Source organism: Pseudomonas allii (assembly GCF_055380095.1).
Window position 1 is genome coordinate 6528143 of the sequence record NZ_AP039450.1, and the last position, 14484, is coordinate 6542626.

Annotated in this window: 13 protein-coding genes; 4 read left to right on the forward strand and 9 right to left on the reverse strand. The window is 62.9% G+C overall.

Annotated elements, in window-relative coordinates; translation table 11 throughout:
* Nucleotide 1: 1 nt before the first annotated feature.
* Together ACZ445_RS30055 and ACZ445_RS30060 are read left to right on the forward strand one after the other, a co-directional pair.
* Complete coding sequence (locus ACZ445_RS30055; RefSeq protein ID WP_310862903.1) at nt 2-1339, forward strand: dihydroorotase; 1338 nt, start codon at nt 2-4, stop codon at nt 1337-1339.
* Between the two features lie 11 nt (nt 1340-1350).
* Nucleotides 1351-2169, forward strand: a complete 819-nt coding sequence (locus tag ACZ445_RS30060) for a His/Gly/Thr/Pro-type tRNA ligase C-terminal domain-containing protein (protein WP_179030134.1) — start codon at nt 1351-1353, stop codon at nt 2167-2169.
* On the opposite strand, the gene ACZ445_RS30065 is transcribed toward ACZ445_RS30060, so the two are convergent.
* On the reverse strand, nt 2153-2674 hold the full coding sequence (locus ACZ445_RS30065; RefSeq protein WP_179030133.1) for a DUF3617 domain-containing protein: 522 nt from the start codon (nt 2672-2674) through the stop codon (nt 2153-2155). The two genes, ACZ445_RS30060 and ACZ445_RS30065, sit on opposite strands and share 17 nt — an antisense overlap.
* Nucleotides 2675-2804: 130 nt before the next feature.
* Between ACZ445_RS30065 and cls the strand changes: the two genes are divergently transcribed.
* Entirely contained in the window at nt 2805-4244 is a 1440-nt protein-coding gene (gene cls / locus ACZ445_RS30070) for a cardiolipin synthase (RefSeq protein ID WP_058424335.1), read from the forward strand.
* 136 nt (nt 4245-4380) lie between these two features.
* Here the strand turns inward: cls and cfaB are convergent, their stop codons facing one another.
* The 8 genes from cfaB to hflK (ACZ445_RS30110) all read right to left on the reverse strand — a co-directional run bounded on the left by cfaB (nt 4381) and on the right by hflK (ACZ445_RS30110) (nt 13530).
* Nucleotides 4381-5565, reverse strand: a complete 1185-nt coding sequence (gene cfaB, locus ACZ445_RS30075) for a C17 cyclopropane fatty acid synthase CfaB (RefSeq protein ID WP_310862904.1) — start codon at nt 5563-5565, stop codon at nt 4381-4383.
* 87 nt (nt 5566-5652) lie between these two features.
* A complete protein-coding gene (locus ACZ445_RS30080) occupies nt 5653-6441 on the reverse strand; it encodes a DNA-binding domain-containing protein (protein WP_310862905.1) in 789 nt (262 codons plus the stop codon).
* Nucleotides 6432-7277 carry an MNIO family bufferin maturase gene (gene bufB, locus ACZ445_RS30085; RefSeq protein WP_310862906.1) on the reverse strand — a complete coding sequence of 282 codons (846 nt, stop codon included), beginning with the start codon at nt 7275-7277 and terminating at the stop codon, nt 6432-6434. The genes ACZ445_RS30080 and bufB overlap by 10 nt, the downstream gene beginning before the upstream one ends.
* A gap of 64 nt (nt 7278-7341) precedes the next feature.
* A complete protein-coding gene (gene bufA2 / locus ACZ445_RS30090; RefSeq protein ID WP_058424339.1) occupies nt 7342-7593 on the reverse strand; it encodes a BufA2 family periplasmic bufferin-type metallophore in 252 nt (83 codons plus the stop codon).
* Between the two features lie 116 nt (nt 7594-7709).
* Nucleotides 7710-9596, reverse strand: coding sequence for a cation-translocating P-type ATPase (locus ACZ445_RS30095; RefSeq protein ID WP_179030132.1), 1887 nt, complete (start codon nt 9594-9596; stop codon nt 7710-7712).
* Nucleotides 9593-10627, reverse strand: coding sequence for a protease modulator HflK (gene hflK, locus ACZ445_RS30100; RefSeq protein WP_179030131.1), 1035 nt, complete (start codon nt 10625-10627; stop codon nt 9593-9595). Before hflK (ACZ445_RS30100) ends, ACZ445_RS30095 begins: the two co-directional genes overlap by 4 nt.
* A complete protein-coding gene (gene hflC, locus ACZ445_RS30105; RefSeq protein ID WP_058424342.1) occupies nt 10624-11613 on the reverse strand; it encodes a protease modulator HflC in 990 nt (329 codons plus the stop codon). Before hflC ends, hflK (ACZ445_RS30100) begins: the two co-directional genes overlap by 4 nt.
* A 12-nt stretch (nt 11614-11625) precedes the next feature.
* A complete protein-coding gene (gene hflK, locus ACZ445_RS30110; RefSeq protein ID WP_179040647.1) occupies nt 11626-13530 on the reverse strand; it encodes a protease modulator HflK in 1905 nt (634 codons plus the stop codon).
* A gap of 320 nt (nt 13531-13850) precedes the next feature.
* Here hflK (ACZ445_RS30110) and ACZ445_RS30115 point away from each other — a divergent pair, with 320 nt between their 5' ends.
* A complete protein-coding gene (locus tag ACZ445_RS30115) occupies nt 13851-14474 on the forward strand; it encodes a CDP-alcohol phosphatidyltransferase family protein (protein ID WP_058424344.1) in 624 nt (207 codons plus the stop codon).
* The last annotated feature ends 10 nt before the right edge of the window (nt 14475-14484 follow it).

Genomic DNA, 14484 nt, shown 5'->3' on the forward strand with positions numbered 1-14484 from the left:
CATGAGCCGCGTGCTGATTCGCAATGCCCGCCTGGTGAATGAAGGCCAGGAATTCGACGCCGATGTACTGGTCGCCAATGGCCGTATCGAGAAGATCGTCGGCAGCCTTGACGGCTATAACGAGCCAGTGGAAATAGACGCGCAAGGCCAGTGGCTGCTGCCGGGCATGATCGATGACCAGGTGCACTTTCGCGAACCCGGCGCGCCGGACAAAGGCAGCTTCTACAGCGAATCCCGCGCAGCGGTGGCCGGCGGCATCACCAGCTTCATGGACATGCCCAACACCAACCCGGCCACCTTGAACCTGGAAGCCCTAGCCGATAAAAAACGCCGCGCCGCCCTGCACTCTGTGGCCAACTATGGCTTTCACTTCGGCGTGAGCAACGACAACCTCGACACCGTCGCTGCCCTCGACCCGCGTGAAGTCGCCGGGGTCAAAGTGTTCATGGGTGCGTCCACCGGCAATATGCTGGTGGATGACCCGAGGATCCTGGAGCGACTGTTCGCCGAAGTGCCGACCATCCTGCTGGCCCATTGCGAACACACGTCAAGCATTCAGGCTAATGAAGTGCGCCTGCGCGAACGCTTCGGCGACAAGATTCCCGCCGTCGCGCACCCGCTGATCCGCGATGCCGAGGCGTGCTATCGCTCCTCATCTTTTGCGGTGGAGTTGGCCAAGCGCCATGGCACGCGCCTGCACGTGCTGCACCTGACCAGCGCCCGCGAACTGGCGCTGTTCGAAGACAAGCCCCTGGCCGAAAAACGCATCACCGCCGAAGTCTGCCTGCACCACCTGCTGTTCGATGACCGCGACTATCACCGCCTCGGTCACCAGATCAAATGCAACCCGGCGATCAAGAGCCGCGCCGACCGCGACGCCTTGCGCCTGGCCTTGTTGAGCAACCGCCTGGATGTGATCGGCAGCGATCACGCCCCGCATGGCTGGGCGCAAAAACAGCTGGATTACCGTGAAGCGCCGGCGGGCTTGCCGCTGGTTCAGCATGCCCTGCCCGCACTACTGGAGTTGGTAGCCGATGAGCACCTGCCGCTGGCGACCCTGGTGGCGAAAACCAGCCACCGCGTCGCCGATCTGTTCGCCATCCCCGATCGCGGTTATCTGCGCGAAGGCTATTGGGCCGACCTGGTACTGATCAAACCCGAGCCCGAAGGCAAACCGGTCAGCAGCCAACCGATCCTGGCCCGCTGCGGCTGGACGCCGTTCGCCGAGCGCAGCTTTCGCCATAGCGTCAGCACCACCCTGGTGTCCGGGCACCTGGCCTTTGATAACGGTCAGGTAATAGACAGCTGCCAAGGATTACCTTTGCATTTCCAGCGCTAGAGACGACGGCGATGATCCGCATCACCCTGCCAGACGGCACCCAACGCGAGTACGACGGCGCTTTGTCAGTTTATGAAGTGGCTGCCAGTATCGGGGTGGGGCTGGCCAAAGCGGCGGTTGCCGGCCGCGTCGAGGGTGAGCTGGTGGATTGCGAGCACGTGCTGGAACAGGACACCCGGCTCCAGATCATCACTACCCAGGATCACGAGGGGTTGGAGATTCTGCGCCGCTCCTGCGCGAGCCTGTTGGCGATGGCCGTCAAACAACTGTTTCCCGCCGCTCAACGCGTAGCCGGGGCGGTAGTCGAAGACGGTTTTTACGTTGACTTGACCTACGAACGCGTCTTCACGCCGACCGACCTGGAACTGCTCGAGGCGCGTATGCGCCAGCTGGCGAACACCAATCATTCGGTACGGCGCCTGGGAGATTTCGATGCCCCGAGCCAAGGCCCCCTCGTGCCGAGCACGGGTGTGATCCGGGCGTTCAAACTGACCAGGGTTGTCAGCAATGCGTCACAGCAGCGCATCACCGCCACCTGCTGGGCCAGCCAGGAGGTGGCGGTGCTCACGATGAGTCAACACCAGGTCGACTTCGGCCAGCAGGTATGCGATGCGTTAAAAGGCGTGGGCGTACGGGCGATCATGGACCGGCGCAGTGAGAAGATCGGCTACAAGATCCGCGAACACTGCCTCCACGAAACACCGTATTTGGTGATAGTCGGCGAGAAGGAAAAAACCGGCGGTTACGTCAGCCTGCGTAGCCGCCAGGGGGAAGACCTCGGTCAGATGAGCGTCGAGGCCTTGTGCGAAAGGCTTAAGCGCGGGGCTTGACCGAACCGCAATCGTTACCCAGCCACTGGGCGTGGCTGTCCAGGCTGCCCTTCTGCTGAATGCCGGTGGCATTGAAGGTGCCGTTGACGGTGGTGGTGAATTCTTTCTGGCTTTGGAACGTAGCGACGCCCGTGCCCTGGGCTTTCGGACAACTGAAGCGGAATTTCCACTGGTTGCCAGTCTTGTCGGTCACTTGCTGTTTGCAGCCCGATTGCTGGTCGGTCAGGGGGATCGAATCAGAGGCCACCTGTGCCGGTGTCAGGCACACCTGTACGCCTTTGCCAGCCATGGTGATGCCTTGTTTTTCCAGCATAGCGCGCTGTTCGGGGGTCATCTGTTGCTTGAGTTGACCGAGGATCAGCGACAGGTCCGGCAGGTCCTGGTTATCGACTTTCATATTGCTGGTGGTCAATTCCCACAAGCCCGGCGCCAGCATCTGCGCCTGTGCTGCCACGGGCAGCGACAAACCAATAACCATGGCTAAACCAAGCAGACGAGCATTCATCGGGTAACTCCTGGGCAATTGTTGGCGTTAGACGCCGCAAAGGCGTCAGTGTTGCACGCCAAATAAAATAGCGACATTCGTGACCGAACATGGTCTGTTAGGCACTGGATTGTCTGGAGTACCGTCGTCCATGGATTTTTTTGGCCCGCACCTGCTCGCCTACTTCATCGCCACGCTGCACTTTCTCGGGACTCTTGCCGCGATCCACGCGGTGCTGACCGTCAGGACCGCCCAAGGCTCGATCGCCTGGGCCTTGTCGCTGATGTTCATGCCCTATCTCACGCTGATCCCCTACCTGATCTTCGGCCGCAGTACGTTCGACGCCTACATCCAGGCCCGCCGCCAGGCCAACCAGGAAATGCACACCGCGATCACCGCGCTGAACTGGCGCCCCTGGGTCGAGGAAGCCCTGGCAGCACGCAACTCCAGCGCCTACACCTCTCTGCGCGCCATGCCCAAGCTGGGCCGCATGCCGTGCCTGGCCAACAATGAAGTGCGCTTGTTGATCAATGGCGAGGCCACGTTCAGCGCAATCTTCGAGGCGATCCGCAACGCCAGGACAGCGGTGCTGTTCCAGTTCTTTATCATTCATGACGACGAGCTTGGCGGCCAACTGCACGCCCTGTTGAAGGAAAAAGCCGCTGAAGGCGTAGACATCCACGTGCTCTACGACCGCATCGGCAGCCACGCCCTGCCCCATCGTTATGTGCAATCGCTGCGCGACGCCGGGGTGAAAGTCAAAGCGTTCGCTACCCGCAGCGGCTGGCTCAATCGCTTCCAGGTCAACTTCCGCAACCATCGCAAGATCGTAGTGGTGGACGGCATCACCGGATTTGTCGGCGGGCATAACGTCGGCGATGAATACCTGGGCAAGAAACCACCGCTGGCGCCGTGGCGCGATACCCACGTGCAGGTCACCGGCCCGGTGGTGGCGTGCCTGCAGGAGTCGTTTGCCGAAGACTGGTTTTGGGCGGCACGCGAGTTGCCGCCGCTGATCCTGCCGGATACCTACCCGGAAGACGGCGTGCTCTGCCAATTGCTTGCCAGCGGTCCCGCCGACCCGTATGAAACCTGCTCATTGTTTTTTGTCGAGGCCATCCACGCGGCGACCGAACGCGTATGGATCACCAGCCCGTACTTCATCCCCGACGAAGCGGTGTTCGCCGCCCTGCGCCTGGCGGTGCTGCGCGGGGTCGACGTGCGCCTGTTGCTGCCCTCGCGGCCCGATCATCGCATCGTCTACGCGGCGTCCAGCCTTTACGCGATCGAAGCGGTACGCGCCGGTGTGCGGGTGTTCCGCTACACGCCGGGCTTTCTGCATCAGAAGGTGGTGTTGGTGGACAGCGAAATCAGTGCCATCGGCAGTGCGAACATGGACAACCGTTCGTTCCGGTTGAATTTCGAAGTGATGTTGCTGACGGTGGACGCGGCCTTCGCCCGCGAGGTCGAGCACATGCTGCTGGACGACTTCGCCCTGGCCCACGAGGTCAGCCAGCAAGAAAGCCGCGAGACCCGCCGCCTGCAACAACTGGGCATGCGGGTCGCGCGGCTTATTTCACCGATTCTCTAACGCACTGCGGTGAGCCCTGTGGGAGGGGGCTTGCCCCGATAGCGGCGGTTCAATCAACTCAGGCATTGGCTGACACACCTTCATCGGGGGCAAGCCCCCTCCCACACTTGACCTTCATTGTTCTGAAAAAACGGACTCAGCGGTAGATATCTTCTCGTGTCCACGGCAGGTCGTGGCTGCCATCGGCATGGGGTTTCACCGCCAGGATCTGGTGCAGGTTGATCCAGCCCCGGGCAAACGCATACGCACAACCGGCCAGGTACAGCCTCCAAATGCGTAACGCCTGCTCCGGCACCATCTTCGCCGCCGCTTCCAGGTTGTCTTCCAGGCGCTCACTCCAATGGTCCAGGGTGCGCGCGTAGTGCAGGCGCAGACTTTCGACGTCGACCACTTCCAGCCCGACCTCGCTGATTTCGGCGGTCATCATCGCCAGGTGCGGCAGTTCACCGTTGGGGAACACATAACGCTCGATGAACTCGCCGGCACCACGACCGACCGGGCGACCATCGGTGTGCTTGGCGGTAATGCCGTGGTTCATCACCAGGCCGCCTTCGCGCACGGCGCCGAACAGGGTCTTGCAGTACTGCGCCAGGTTGGCGTGACCGACGTGTTCGAACATGCCCACGCTCACCACTTTGTCGAAACGGCCGTCTTGCGGCAGGTCGCGGTAGTCGAGCAGTTGCAGGTCCACCTGATCTTGCAGCCCTTCGGCCTTCACCCGTTCCCGGGCCAGGGCCAACTGCTCCTTGCTCAAGGTGATGCCAAACACTTTGACTCCAAACTCCCGCGCAGCAAACCGCGCCAACCCACCCCAACCACAACCTACATCGAGTAAATACTCCCCCGGCTGTAGCCGCAGCTTGCGGCACAGATGGCGAAATTTGTCTTGTTGCGCCTGGTCGATGGATTCGCTGCCGGTTTCGAAATACCCACAGGAGTACGCCATGTCCTGGTCCAGCCACAGCTGGTAGAACTCGTTGGACAGGTCGTAATGGTAGGAAATGGCCGCTGCGTCGGTGGCCTTGTCGTGGATCGAGCGCACCGGACGACTCCCCTCGTCGTCTTCGATCAGGGCATGACTCAATTCGTCACACACCCGGATGACCTCGGAAATGGAGCCTTCCAGCTCCAATTTGCCCTCGACGAAGGCTTCGCCCAGTGAATCGAGCGTGGGATGGGTCAGCTTGGTCACGACCGTGGGGTCCTTCACCACGATGGTCACACTGGGCTCGGGGCCCAAGTTGAATTCATGGCCGTCCCAGAGTCGAAGACGCAGCGGTAGCTGAAGATTCTGTAAGGCCGGTGGAAGTTGCGCGAGCATGAGTAGTCCCCCCTTGTTTCAGACGTCTGCTGTGAGGGTAGACCATCCAAAGACAAAGTAGGAGGCTATCGATTTGATAGCCGTCTTCTATGGGGCTCGACGCTCGAGCAAACCGTCCTGGACCCACTGTTTCAGCCACGTCACGGCCTGCAATGGGGCACCCTCTGCATAAGTGACTGCCAGTTCGGCGCACAGTTCTGAAAAACTCCAGCCGGTGGTCACCATGTTTGCCAGGGCGCAGATTTCTGCAGGTTCCAGGCTGCGGTAATGGCACACATTCTGGTGCCGCCATACCAGGCAGATGTGCGCCGGGTCCAGCGCCTGGCTGTGGGGGAAGTCAGACTCGTCCTTGCTGGCGCGCCAGATCGCCACGGTATTGAAGTGGCAGAGGACCTGTTGCACGGAGGGCACCAGCGTGACTTGCAGGCCCGGCCAGTCTTCAGGCGCCAGGTTTGCCATGTCGTGGAGGGTCAGCGGTTCGCCCTGCGGCGCATCAAACGCCAGGGTAAACGCCCACTCCAACCGCGCCAGCTCCGCCAGCGGCGCACTTTGCTCCGCCACCAGGTGCTCAAGGATAAACGTCGGGAAACGCTCGCCCAACCAGCGCAGGCTGTAATGGGCCGAGGGATAACGGCGCACGTAGGCTTCGGTCAGCGCGGCGAACTCGTCATCGCCCAGCCAATAGAGAATGGCGCTGAAGTCATGCCGCAAGACGTCCTGCAATCGCGAGATATAGGCGTTGTGATAAATCGCCAGGCCCGTGTCCACATCCAGCGTCGGCCCGCCCAGCAGGGTCGCGGCGAAGCCACTGTTGGCCACGGGTGTTTCGGATAACAGGTGCTGTTCAAAGGCCAACTGCCAATCGGTCATGCGCATAAAGATCTCCTGGCCAACGCCATGGCCCCCAGCTCACGGGCTTTGCTGAGCTCGGTGAGCAACTCCTCGAAGGGTGGGAAATGGTCGTCCCGTTCCAGCAGCGTCGACACCGGCCCCAGGTGCTCCAGCGTTTGTTGATAGAGCGCCCACACCGGGTCACACACAGGGTGGTCATGGGTATCGACCACGTAGTCGCCGTAGTCCATGTGCCCGGCCAGGTGCAACTGACGGATGCTCTGCGGCGGCAGGTTGCGGATAAACGTCCAGGCATCGAAACCATGATTGCGCGAGCTGACGTACACATTGTTGACGTCCAGCAACAACTGGCACCCCGACAGGTGGGCCAGGGCGTTGAGGAATTCCCACTCGGTGAATTCATCGGCTTTGGAACGCACGTAGCTGGAGACGTTTTCCAGCACCAGCGGACGTTCCAACACATCCTGCACTTGGCGCACGCGGGCGGCCACGTGGTAGAGGCTTTCTTCGGTGTAAGGCAGCGGTAGCAGGTCATGCAACTGATGGGCGCTGCCACGGCTCCAGCACAGGTGATCGGACACCCACGCCGGCTGGATGCGCTCAGCAAGCTGTTTGATCTGCTTGAGGTAGTCGGTGTCGAGGGCATGCGGCCCGCCGACGGACAGGGATACGCCATGCATCACCAGGGGATAACGCTCGGCTATCGCATCCAGGTAGTACAAGGCTTTGCCGCCCTGGACCAGGTAATTCTCGGAGATCACTTCGAACCAATCCACGGCCGGCGATTGTTCTAGGATCTGCTGGTAATACTCGCTGCGTAAACCCAGGCCGTAGCCGAGGCTTGAAAGGGAGGCAGGCATAAGACACTCCTGGGAAGTGTCCGCAGCGGTGGGGGCAGCCGCTGCGGGAGCACTGGATTGCCGGTTATTCGCCGACGGTGCCGCCCTTGGCGTCGCACATCGACTTGGTCATCGACAGGAAGCCCTGGCCCTTGCAGGAACCCTGACCTTTGCACGCATGGTCTTTGGTCTTGCAGTCGTTCTGGCCTTTGCAGGCGTTGACGCCATAGCAGTGAACGGTGGCATCTGCGGCCTGCACCTGGGTGGCAACACCGGCAAACATAGTGGCGGCAGCCATCGCGAGAGCGGCACCAGCAGCAGCGGATTTGATGTTCATTGTTGTAGTCCTCATGATCGTAGGGGTGTCGGTCTGAACGGATTGTTCAGTCTCGACACACCACTAGAGTGAGGCCCCTCATCCGCGTTACAGGGGTGTGCAAAAATTTCTGAAAATTATTCTTCAAGCTTCAGAAGGGGTTCCTGAAAGCGCAGCAAACGCCCGGCATTGCCCAGTACCAGCAAGGTACTGAGGTTATGCAACACCGCTGCAATCATCGCCCCGGCAGCGCCCAACCAGCCAAACGCGGCGAATATCACGATTGCCAAGGTCCAGCCCAGGCCGATGATCACGTTGACCTGCAGCGTCTGCCGGCACTGGCGACTCAAGCGCACACAGGTGCCCAGGCGCCGCAGGTCGCTGCCGATCAACACCACGTCCGCTGACGCCAGGGCGATGTCCGCACCGCCTGCGCCCATGGCCACGCCGACCACTCCGGCCTTGAGCGCCAGCGAATCGTTGATGCCATCGCCCACCACCATGGGCCGGAAACCGCTGCCGATTTCACCCAGTACGCGGTTGAGCTTGTCTTCCGGCAGGGCCTGGGCTTCGACGTCACTGATGCCCACGTCCAGCGCCAGGCTGTCGGCGACGCTCTGGCGGTCACCGGTGAGCAGCAGTTGGCGACCGAGACCGAGGTCACGCAGTTCTTGCAGGGCCTGGCGTGCCTCCGGCTTGACGCTATCGGCCAGCAACAGCCAGGCCAGAAACTGACCGTTCAACGCCAGCCCGGCGATGGGGCCATCGTGGTTCGGCACCGCGGTGGTCACGATGCCCAACTGCTCGAACAACTCTGGCCTGCCCAAGGCCGCTTCGCCCTGATCGGTCTGCGCCACCACGCCGAGGCCCTGGCGTTCGCGGATGTCTGTCAACGCCAGCATCTGTTCCTGCGTCGCCAACCCCGCCAACGCCCGGCTGACCGGGTGGCTGCTAGCCGAACCCAGGCTCGCCGCCAGGTTCAGCAACACCTGCCGGTCCGGCGCCGTGGTGTCGATGGATTGCAGGCGCAAGGTGCCAAAGGTCAGGGTGCCGGTCTTGTCGACCACCAGCGAGGTCAGGTCCGCCAGCTCTTCGAGGAACGCCGAGCTGCGAATCAGAATCCCATGCCGCGCCGCGACTGCTATCCCGGCAATCGCCGTGGCCGGTGCCGACAGCACCAACGCACATGGGCACGCCGCCACCAGAACGGCGAGCATCGCCTGGGCGTCATTGGTCACAAACCAGGTCACCGCCGCCAGCAACAACACCAGCACCATATAACTGCCGGCATACCGCTCCAGCAGCCGCGTGATCGGCGGCTTGGAGCGCTCGGCGTTCTGCATCAGCGCGATGACTTTGCCCAGGGTGGATTCGTTACCGGTGCGGGTCACTTGCAGGCGCAACAACCCATCGAGGTTGATCGCCCCACCAAACACCTGCACGCCAACGCTGGCTTCCAGCGGCACCGACTCACCGGTAATCGGCGCCGTGTCCAGGCTCGCCTGGCCCGACAGCACCACGCCATCCGCCGGCACCCGGTCGCCGGCGCGCACCTCAACGATGTCACCGGTATTCAGCGTGCCGTTGTCCACTTCCTGAATGCTGCCATCGGCCTGCACCAAACGCGCATGGCTGCGGGTCAGCTTGCCCAGGGCATGGATCGCCTCCTGGGAACCGATCACGCTGCGTTCTTCCAGCACATGGCCAAAAATCATGATGATCGGCAGCAACGCGGCGGTCAGCAGGTCACCCGTAGCCCAGGCGCCCAGCATGGCCAGGGCGATCAGTTGGTCGGTGATGCCGTGCAGGCTCGGGAACCGCAGGCTGTACCAGGCCGAACGCATCACCGGCACCGCCACCAACAGCGACGCGACACCCAGCAGCAACTGGCTCACACCGCTCTGGTCCGGCGCCAGCCAGCGCCACACCAGGCCCAGCACCAGCAACCCCAGGGCCAGCATGGCCAGGGTCAATTGCCGGGCAGCACTGCGCTGCTCGGCGGAGGTCAGCATGGGTGCGCTCATTGTTCGGCTCCCTGGATGATCAAGCGGGAGTCGTCTTTAGGATCGACCGTGGTCACCGAACCGGCCTGGCCGAGAATCTTCGGCAGGCGCTCGCGGTACAGGCGCAGCAGCAAGCCTGGGTCTTTCACCTGGGCCAGGCTGGCGACCGTGGCGGTTTGCGCCTGGGCATTGGCCAGGCGTTCACTGGCCTGGGCATGGGCGACTTGCACCAGGCGGTCGGCCTGCTGGGTCGCGGTCTGGGTGAGTTTCTCGGCGTCGGTGCGCGCGTTGGCCACAGCTTTATCCGCCTGCTGACTGGCGGTAAGCACCGCATTGAAGGCATTCACCGCCGGGCCTGGCAGGCTCGACTGCACATCGACGCGGGTCACTTCGATACCCAAACCCAAGCCTGTGGACGCCAACTCCACGAGGCGCTTGTTGATACCTTGCACCAGGTCGCCGCGCAGCCGTTCGCGACGTTCGGCGGCGCCGTTGTCGGTGCCGATCAGCTCGGGGCGGGCCACCAGGATCGTGTCCAGGTCACGCGCAGCGGTCAGGGCCACGGCGCTGCGGGTCACCAACCGGTCCAGGGCCGGCAGCACATGCTCACCCTGCAACACAAAGGCGTAAGGCTCGGTGACTTTATAAAACACCCGCACATCCAACTGCACCACGCCGGCATCGCCGGTCAGCAGGTAACCGGAACCGGCCAGTGCATCACTCAACGGCGTGGCGAAACTGGCCACGCGGTCGGCCTGGGTCGCCGCATCGGAACGCAACAGGTTCTCCACCCGACGCTCGATCACCCGGTCCGCCGCCGGCAACAGCACCACCTGCTCGAACGGCTGCGGCCAGGCCAGCAACAGCCCGGCATTCTGAATGCGGTCGAGGGCGCCGAAGTGCAGCACCACGGCGCGGTTCTGCGGGTCGATCTGGCGCACATTGGAAAACGCCCAGGCCAGTGCCGCCAGCACCGTCACCGCGTAGAGCGCCAGGAAGGTCAGGCGCCCGGCCTGGATCCATGGGCTGTCCGGGCTGTCACGCTCGATCATGGCTGGATGTCCTTCGGCCCATCCACCAAGGCGCGGAACGGTGCAGCGTCGGTGCGCAGGATGATCTTGGTACCCGGCGTGACCACGGTGCCCAAGGTATCCAGCGAGCGCAGCAGGTTATACAACTGCGGATTGCCGGCGTAGGCGCGGCCATAGATCTGCGCGGCTTCGACCCGGGATTGCGCTTCGATGTCGGCGGCTTTCACCGTGGCGTCGGCCTGCACGATGCGCGCATCGCGCTCGGCGGCAGAGCGGATCTGCGCCGCCTCGCGCTTGCCCACGGCGGTGCGTTCGGTGGCGATGGTTTCACGCTCGGCACGCATGCGGTCGACGGTGGCCGTCAGGGTCACCGACGGCAGCGTCAGCCGTTCGATACCGACTTGGACCACGCGCACGCCGTAGGTATTGAGCAATTGTTGATCAATCTGCTGACGCAGTTGTGCTTCGAAATCAGCGATGCGTACCTGGCTGGCGTCGGTGTTGATCAGGCTCGACAGGTCGAAGCTGGCCGCCGTGGTTTCCAGCGCCGAGCCAACGAAGGTCCGGATCTGCCGCGCCGCTTCATCCGGCTGGTTCTGCACCGCACGCATGAAGCGCTGCACATTGTCCGCATCGCCCTGCACCTGCCAAGCCACGTAGGCCTGCACGATGATGCGCAGGCCATCGCGGGTGCCCACGTCCTGCAAACCGCTGGAAGTGGTGCGCAAGCGCAAGTCCACCGGGATCGCCGCTTCGAACGGCGCCGGCCAACGCCAACCCAGGCCGGGCTCCAGCAACACCCGCGCCGGGTTGCCGAACCGGGTAATCACCGTGGCCTCGCCGGACCGTACCTGCACCAGGCTGGCGGCCGCGACCGCAAACAGCACCAGCAGCACCGCCCAGGCCATGCGCCGCCAGGGGAATGGGCCGGCAGCTTGCTCATCAGCGTGATGATGGTGGTGGTGATGGCCATGATGATGACCGTGATCGTGAGAATGAGCGCTCAACGGACCGACTCCTTATTGAACGGCTTTACGCGGCTGCGAAGGATCGGCCGGCAAGGTAAAAGAACGCAGATCGATCGTTGGCGCGCCATCGGCGCCCAGGCGATGATCCAGAATAAGCAGCTTGGCGTGGGCCAGGCCCTGGCTGAGTTGACCCAGGTACTGTTCCAGCACGAACGCCTGGCCGGCGGTGGCGTAGGCCTTTTGTTCGGCGGCAAAACGCAGGTCGGCGGCTTGGGCACCAGCGTTGACTTCGCGGGCGGTGGCCGTGGCCTGGTCGCGTGCGGTGCTGGCTTGCAGCAAGGCCTGGTTGGTTTGCTCACTGGCCGCGCCGCGCTCGCGGGAGATCAGCGCCTGGGCGCCGATCTGCGCAGCTTGCACGCCGTGATAGGCGTTGGCGGCGCCGGCCGGTGGGTGGATCGCCTCGACCACCGTGGCGAGGATTTCCACGCCGCTGTCGAGTCTTTGCAGGTCGGCCTGCACGGCGCGACCGATTTCGTTGGCAAGGCTCGTACGTTGCTCGCCGAGCAGCTCGTCGAGGGTGCGCGAGGCAAAGTCATGCACCAGTATGCGGCTGGCGGTGCTGCGGATCAGGCTCGGCACATTGGCGCTGTTATAGGTGGCAGCGAGCGCGGCCTGGTCGGTGAGGCCGATGCGGTAGACGAAACGCACGTCCATGTTGACGATCTGAAAGCTCTGCTTGTCGCCGCTGCTGCTGGCGATCACCTGGGACTTGTCGTTCACATGGCTGGCGTCCCACAGGCGGTTGGCGATCAGCGGCGCCGGGCCTTCAGCGGGCGCCAGTTCCGGCGTGGCGGCTTCGCTGACACTGGTGGCGAGCTCATGCACTACGCCGTTTTCGACGCTGATCACACGGCCCAACGGCCAGGGCAAGCCCGCATGCAAACCGGGGCCGAATACCTGGATGGGTTTACCGAAGCGTTCATAAATCCCACGGCCTTGCAGCGGCACTTCATGCACGCCGGTCAGTGTCCAACCTACTGCCAGCACCACCAGCAGCACCGGCAGGAACGCCCGGCGCATGTAGGTAAACGCCCAGATCTGGCGCAGATCGATGCCGAAGCGGTTGTGCAATTCGTGCTGCAAGGCGAGCAAGGGTTGCGGCGGCCAGCGCAGCAGCCCGGCGATAAAGCTCTGGGCCATCAGGCGCGGTTCGAGGCGCGGCTGGCGTGGGCTGAACAGCGACAACACGGCCCTGAGCACAAACTCCAGCGAGACCAGCGCGGGCAGCAAGCCGATCAACACCGCCAGGCGCAATGGCCAAACGGACTCGGCACCAGCAAACAGCAGGCAAATCGCACTGAGCACCAGGCACACAATCGCCATCCGGCTCAACTGCGCGAGCTGCGCGGCTTCCGGCCATTGCGCGGCGGTTTCCTGAGCCAGCCGACGTTCGAACACCAGCAAGCCAAACGCCAAGGCCAACGCCAGCGCGGCGCCGATGCTGGCCGACTGGCCGACCGATGCGGCAGGCAACCCCAGGTTCCAGAATTCGACAACGCTGATCAACGCCAGCAACGACCAGCCACCAAGCCACAACACGGGTGCGCCGATCTGCTTGGCAAAACGCAGCATAAAGCGTGCATAGCGGCCTGGGTCTTCAAGCGGCACTTCAACCGCAGGTTCTTCCAACGCCTGGGCGCGCCAATCCGCGACCCACCACGCCGACTGCAGCCCGGCCACCAGCAACAGCAACGCCGACGCACAGTTGATCAACACCACCGGCCAGATCGACAGCGGCGCAAACAGCGCGACAAACAGCGCCAGCACCCAACCGGCAACGGCCAGCACCGTCAGGCTGATACCGGCCTGGCGCAATCGACGGGCATGGAACTGCCCTTGTTGAAAACGCGGAAGGCCTTCCACCGAAGCACCGTCAGCTTCCAGATCCACTTGCATCGACTCAACGCCCACCCGAACACAGTTCGTTACGATATAACACGGAGCGTGAAATTTTTGTTCGATAAACATCGCGTTGAGCGGTACACCGTTCCCCTGTGGGAGGGGGCTTGCCCCCGATAGCGGTGTGTCAGCCAACACCGGTTTCAACTGGCCCATCGCCCTCGGGGGCAAGCCCCCTCCCACATTTGATCTCCCGCACCGTCAAGATCGTGACTAAACCCCCAGAAACACGCGCCATCACTGGTGCAGGCCAGGATTAATCGGCACACTCCAGAACAGTTTTTCGCGGGCTCACGGACAAGGAAGCGTCACCCCCCATGATTTCGATCTATCAGCTCAAACCGCGTTTTCAAAACCTGCTGCGGCCACTGGTGCAGCGCCTCTACGACAATGGCACCACTGCCAACCAGATCACCGTTTTGGCCGGCGTGGTTTCGCTGCTGGTCGGCCTGCTGATCGCCAGCTTCGCCACCCACCTGTGGCTGTTCGCGCTGATTCCGCTGTGGATGATCCTGCGCATGGCCCTCAACGCCATCGACGGCATGCTCGCCCGGGAATTCGGCCAGCAGTCGCGCCTAGGTGCCTACCTCAATGAACTGTGCGACGTCATCGCCGACAGCGCGCTGATCCTGCCATTCGCGCTGATCCCCGGTGTGAGCCTGGCGCCGGTGCTGCTGGTGGCGCTGCTGGCGGTGTTCAGCGAGTACGCCGGTGTGCTCGGGCCGATGGTCGGTGCATCGCGCCGCTATGACGGGCCGATGGGCAAGAGTGATCGTGCCTTTGTACTCGGCGTATTGGCCACAGGTGTGGCACTGGGCTGGCTGGGCGCCGGCTGGGTCGACGCGGTGATGTGGCTGGTGGCCGCCCTGCTCGCCTACACCCTGGTCAACCGGGTGCGCCAGGGCCTTAAAGAACAACAAGAAACCTCACCGATTGCATAAGGACTTTTGC

Bases quoted from the DNA above. Each gene is read 5' to 3' on its own strand.
- ACZ445_RS30115 (WP_058424344.1), top strand. From the start codon at position 13,851: ATGATTTCGATCTATCAGCTCAAACCGCGTTTTCAAAACCTGCTGCGG.
- hflK (WP_179030131.1), bottom strand. From the start codon at position 10,627: ATGATCGAGCGTGACAGCCCGGACAGCCCATGGATCCAGGCCGGGCGC.
- bufB (WP_310862906.1), bottom strand. From the start codon at position 7,277: ATGCCTGCCTCCCTTTCAAGCCTCGGCTACGGCCTGGGTTTACGCAGC.
- ACZ445_RS30065 (WP_179030133.1), bottom strand. From the start codon at position 2,674: ATGAATGCTCGTCTGCTTGGTTTAGCCATGGTTATTGGTTTGTCGCTG.
- ACZ445_RS30055 (WP_310862903.1), top strand. From the start codon at position 2: ATGAGCCGCGTGCTGATTCGCAATGCCCGCCTGGTGAATGAAGGCCAG.
- cls (WP_058424335.1), top strand. From the start codon at position 2,805: ATGGATTTTTTTGGCCCGCACCTGCTCGCCTACTTCATCGCCACGCTG.
- hflK (WP_179040647.1), bottom strand. From the start codon at position 13,530: ATGCAAGTGGATCTGGAAGCTGACGGTGCTTCGGTGGAAGGCCTTCCG.
- cfaB (WP_310862904.1), bottom strand. From the start codon at position 5,565: ATGCTCGCGCAACTTCCACCGGCCTTACAGAATCTTCAGCTACCGCTG.
- ACZ445_RS30095 (WP_179030132.1), bottom strand. From the start codon at position 9,596: ATGAGCGCACCCATGCTGACCTCCGCCGAGCAGCGCAGTGCTGCCCGG.
- ACZ445_RS30060 (WP_179030134.1), top strand. From the start codon at position 1,351: ATGATCCGCATCACCCTGCCAGACGGCACCCAACGCGAGTACGACGGC.
- bufA2 (WP_058424339.1), bottom strand. From the start codon at position 7,593: ATGAACATCAAATCCGCTGCTGCTGGTGCCGCTCTCGCGATGGCTGCC.
- ACZ445_RS30080 (WP_310862905.1), bottom strand. From the start codon at position 6,441: ATGCGCATGACCGATTGGCAGTTGGCCTTTGAACAGCACCTGTTATCC.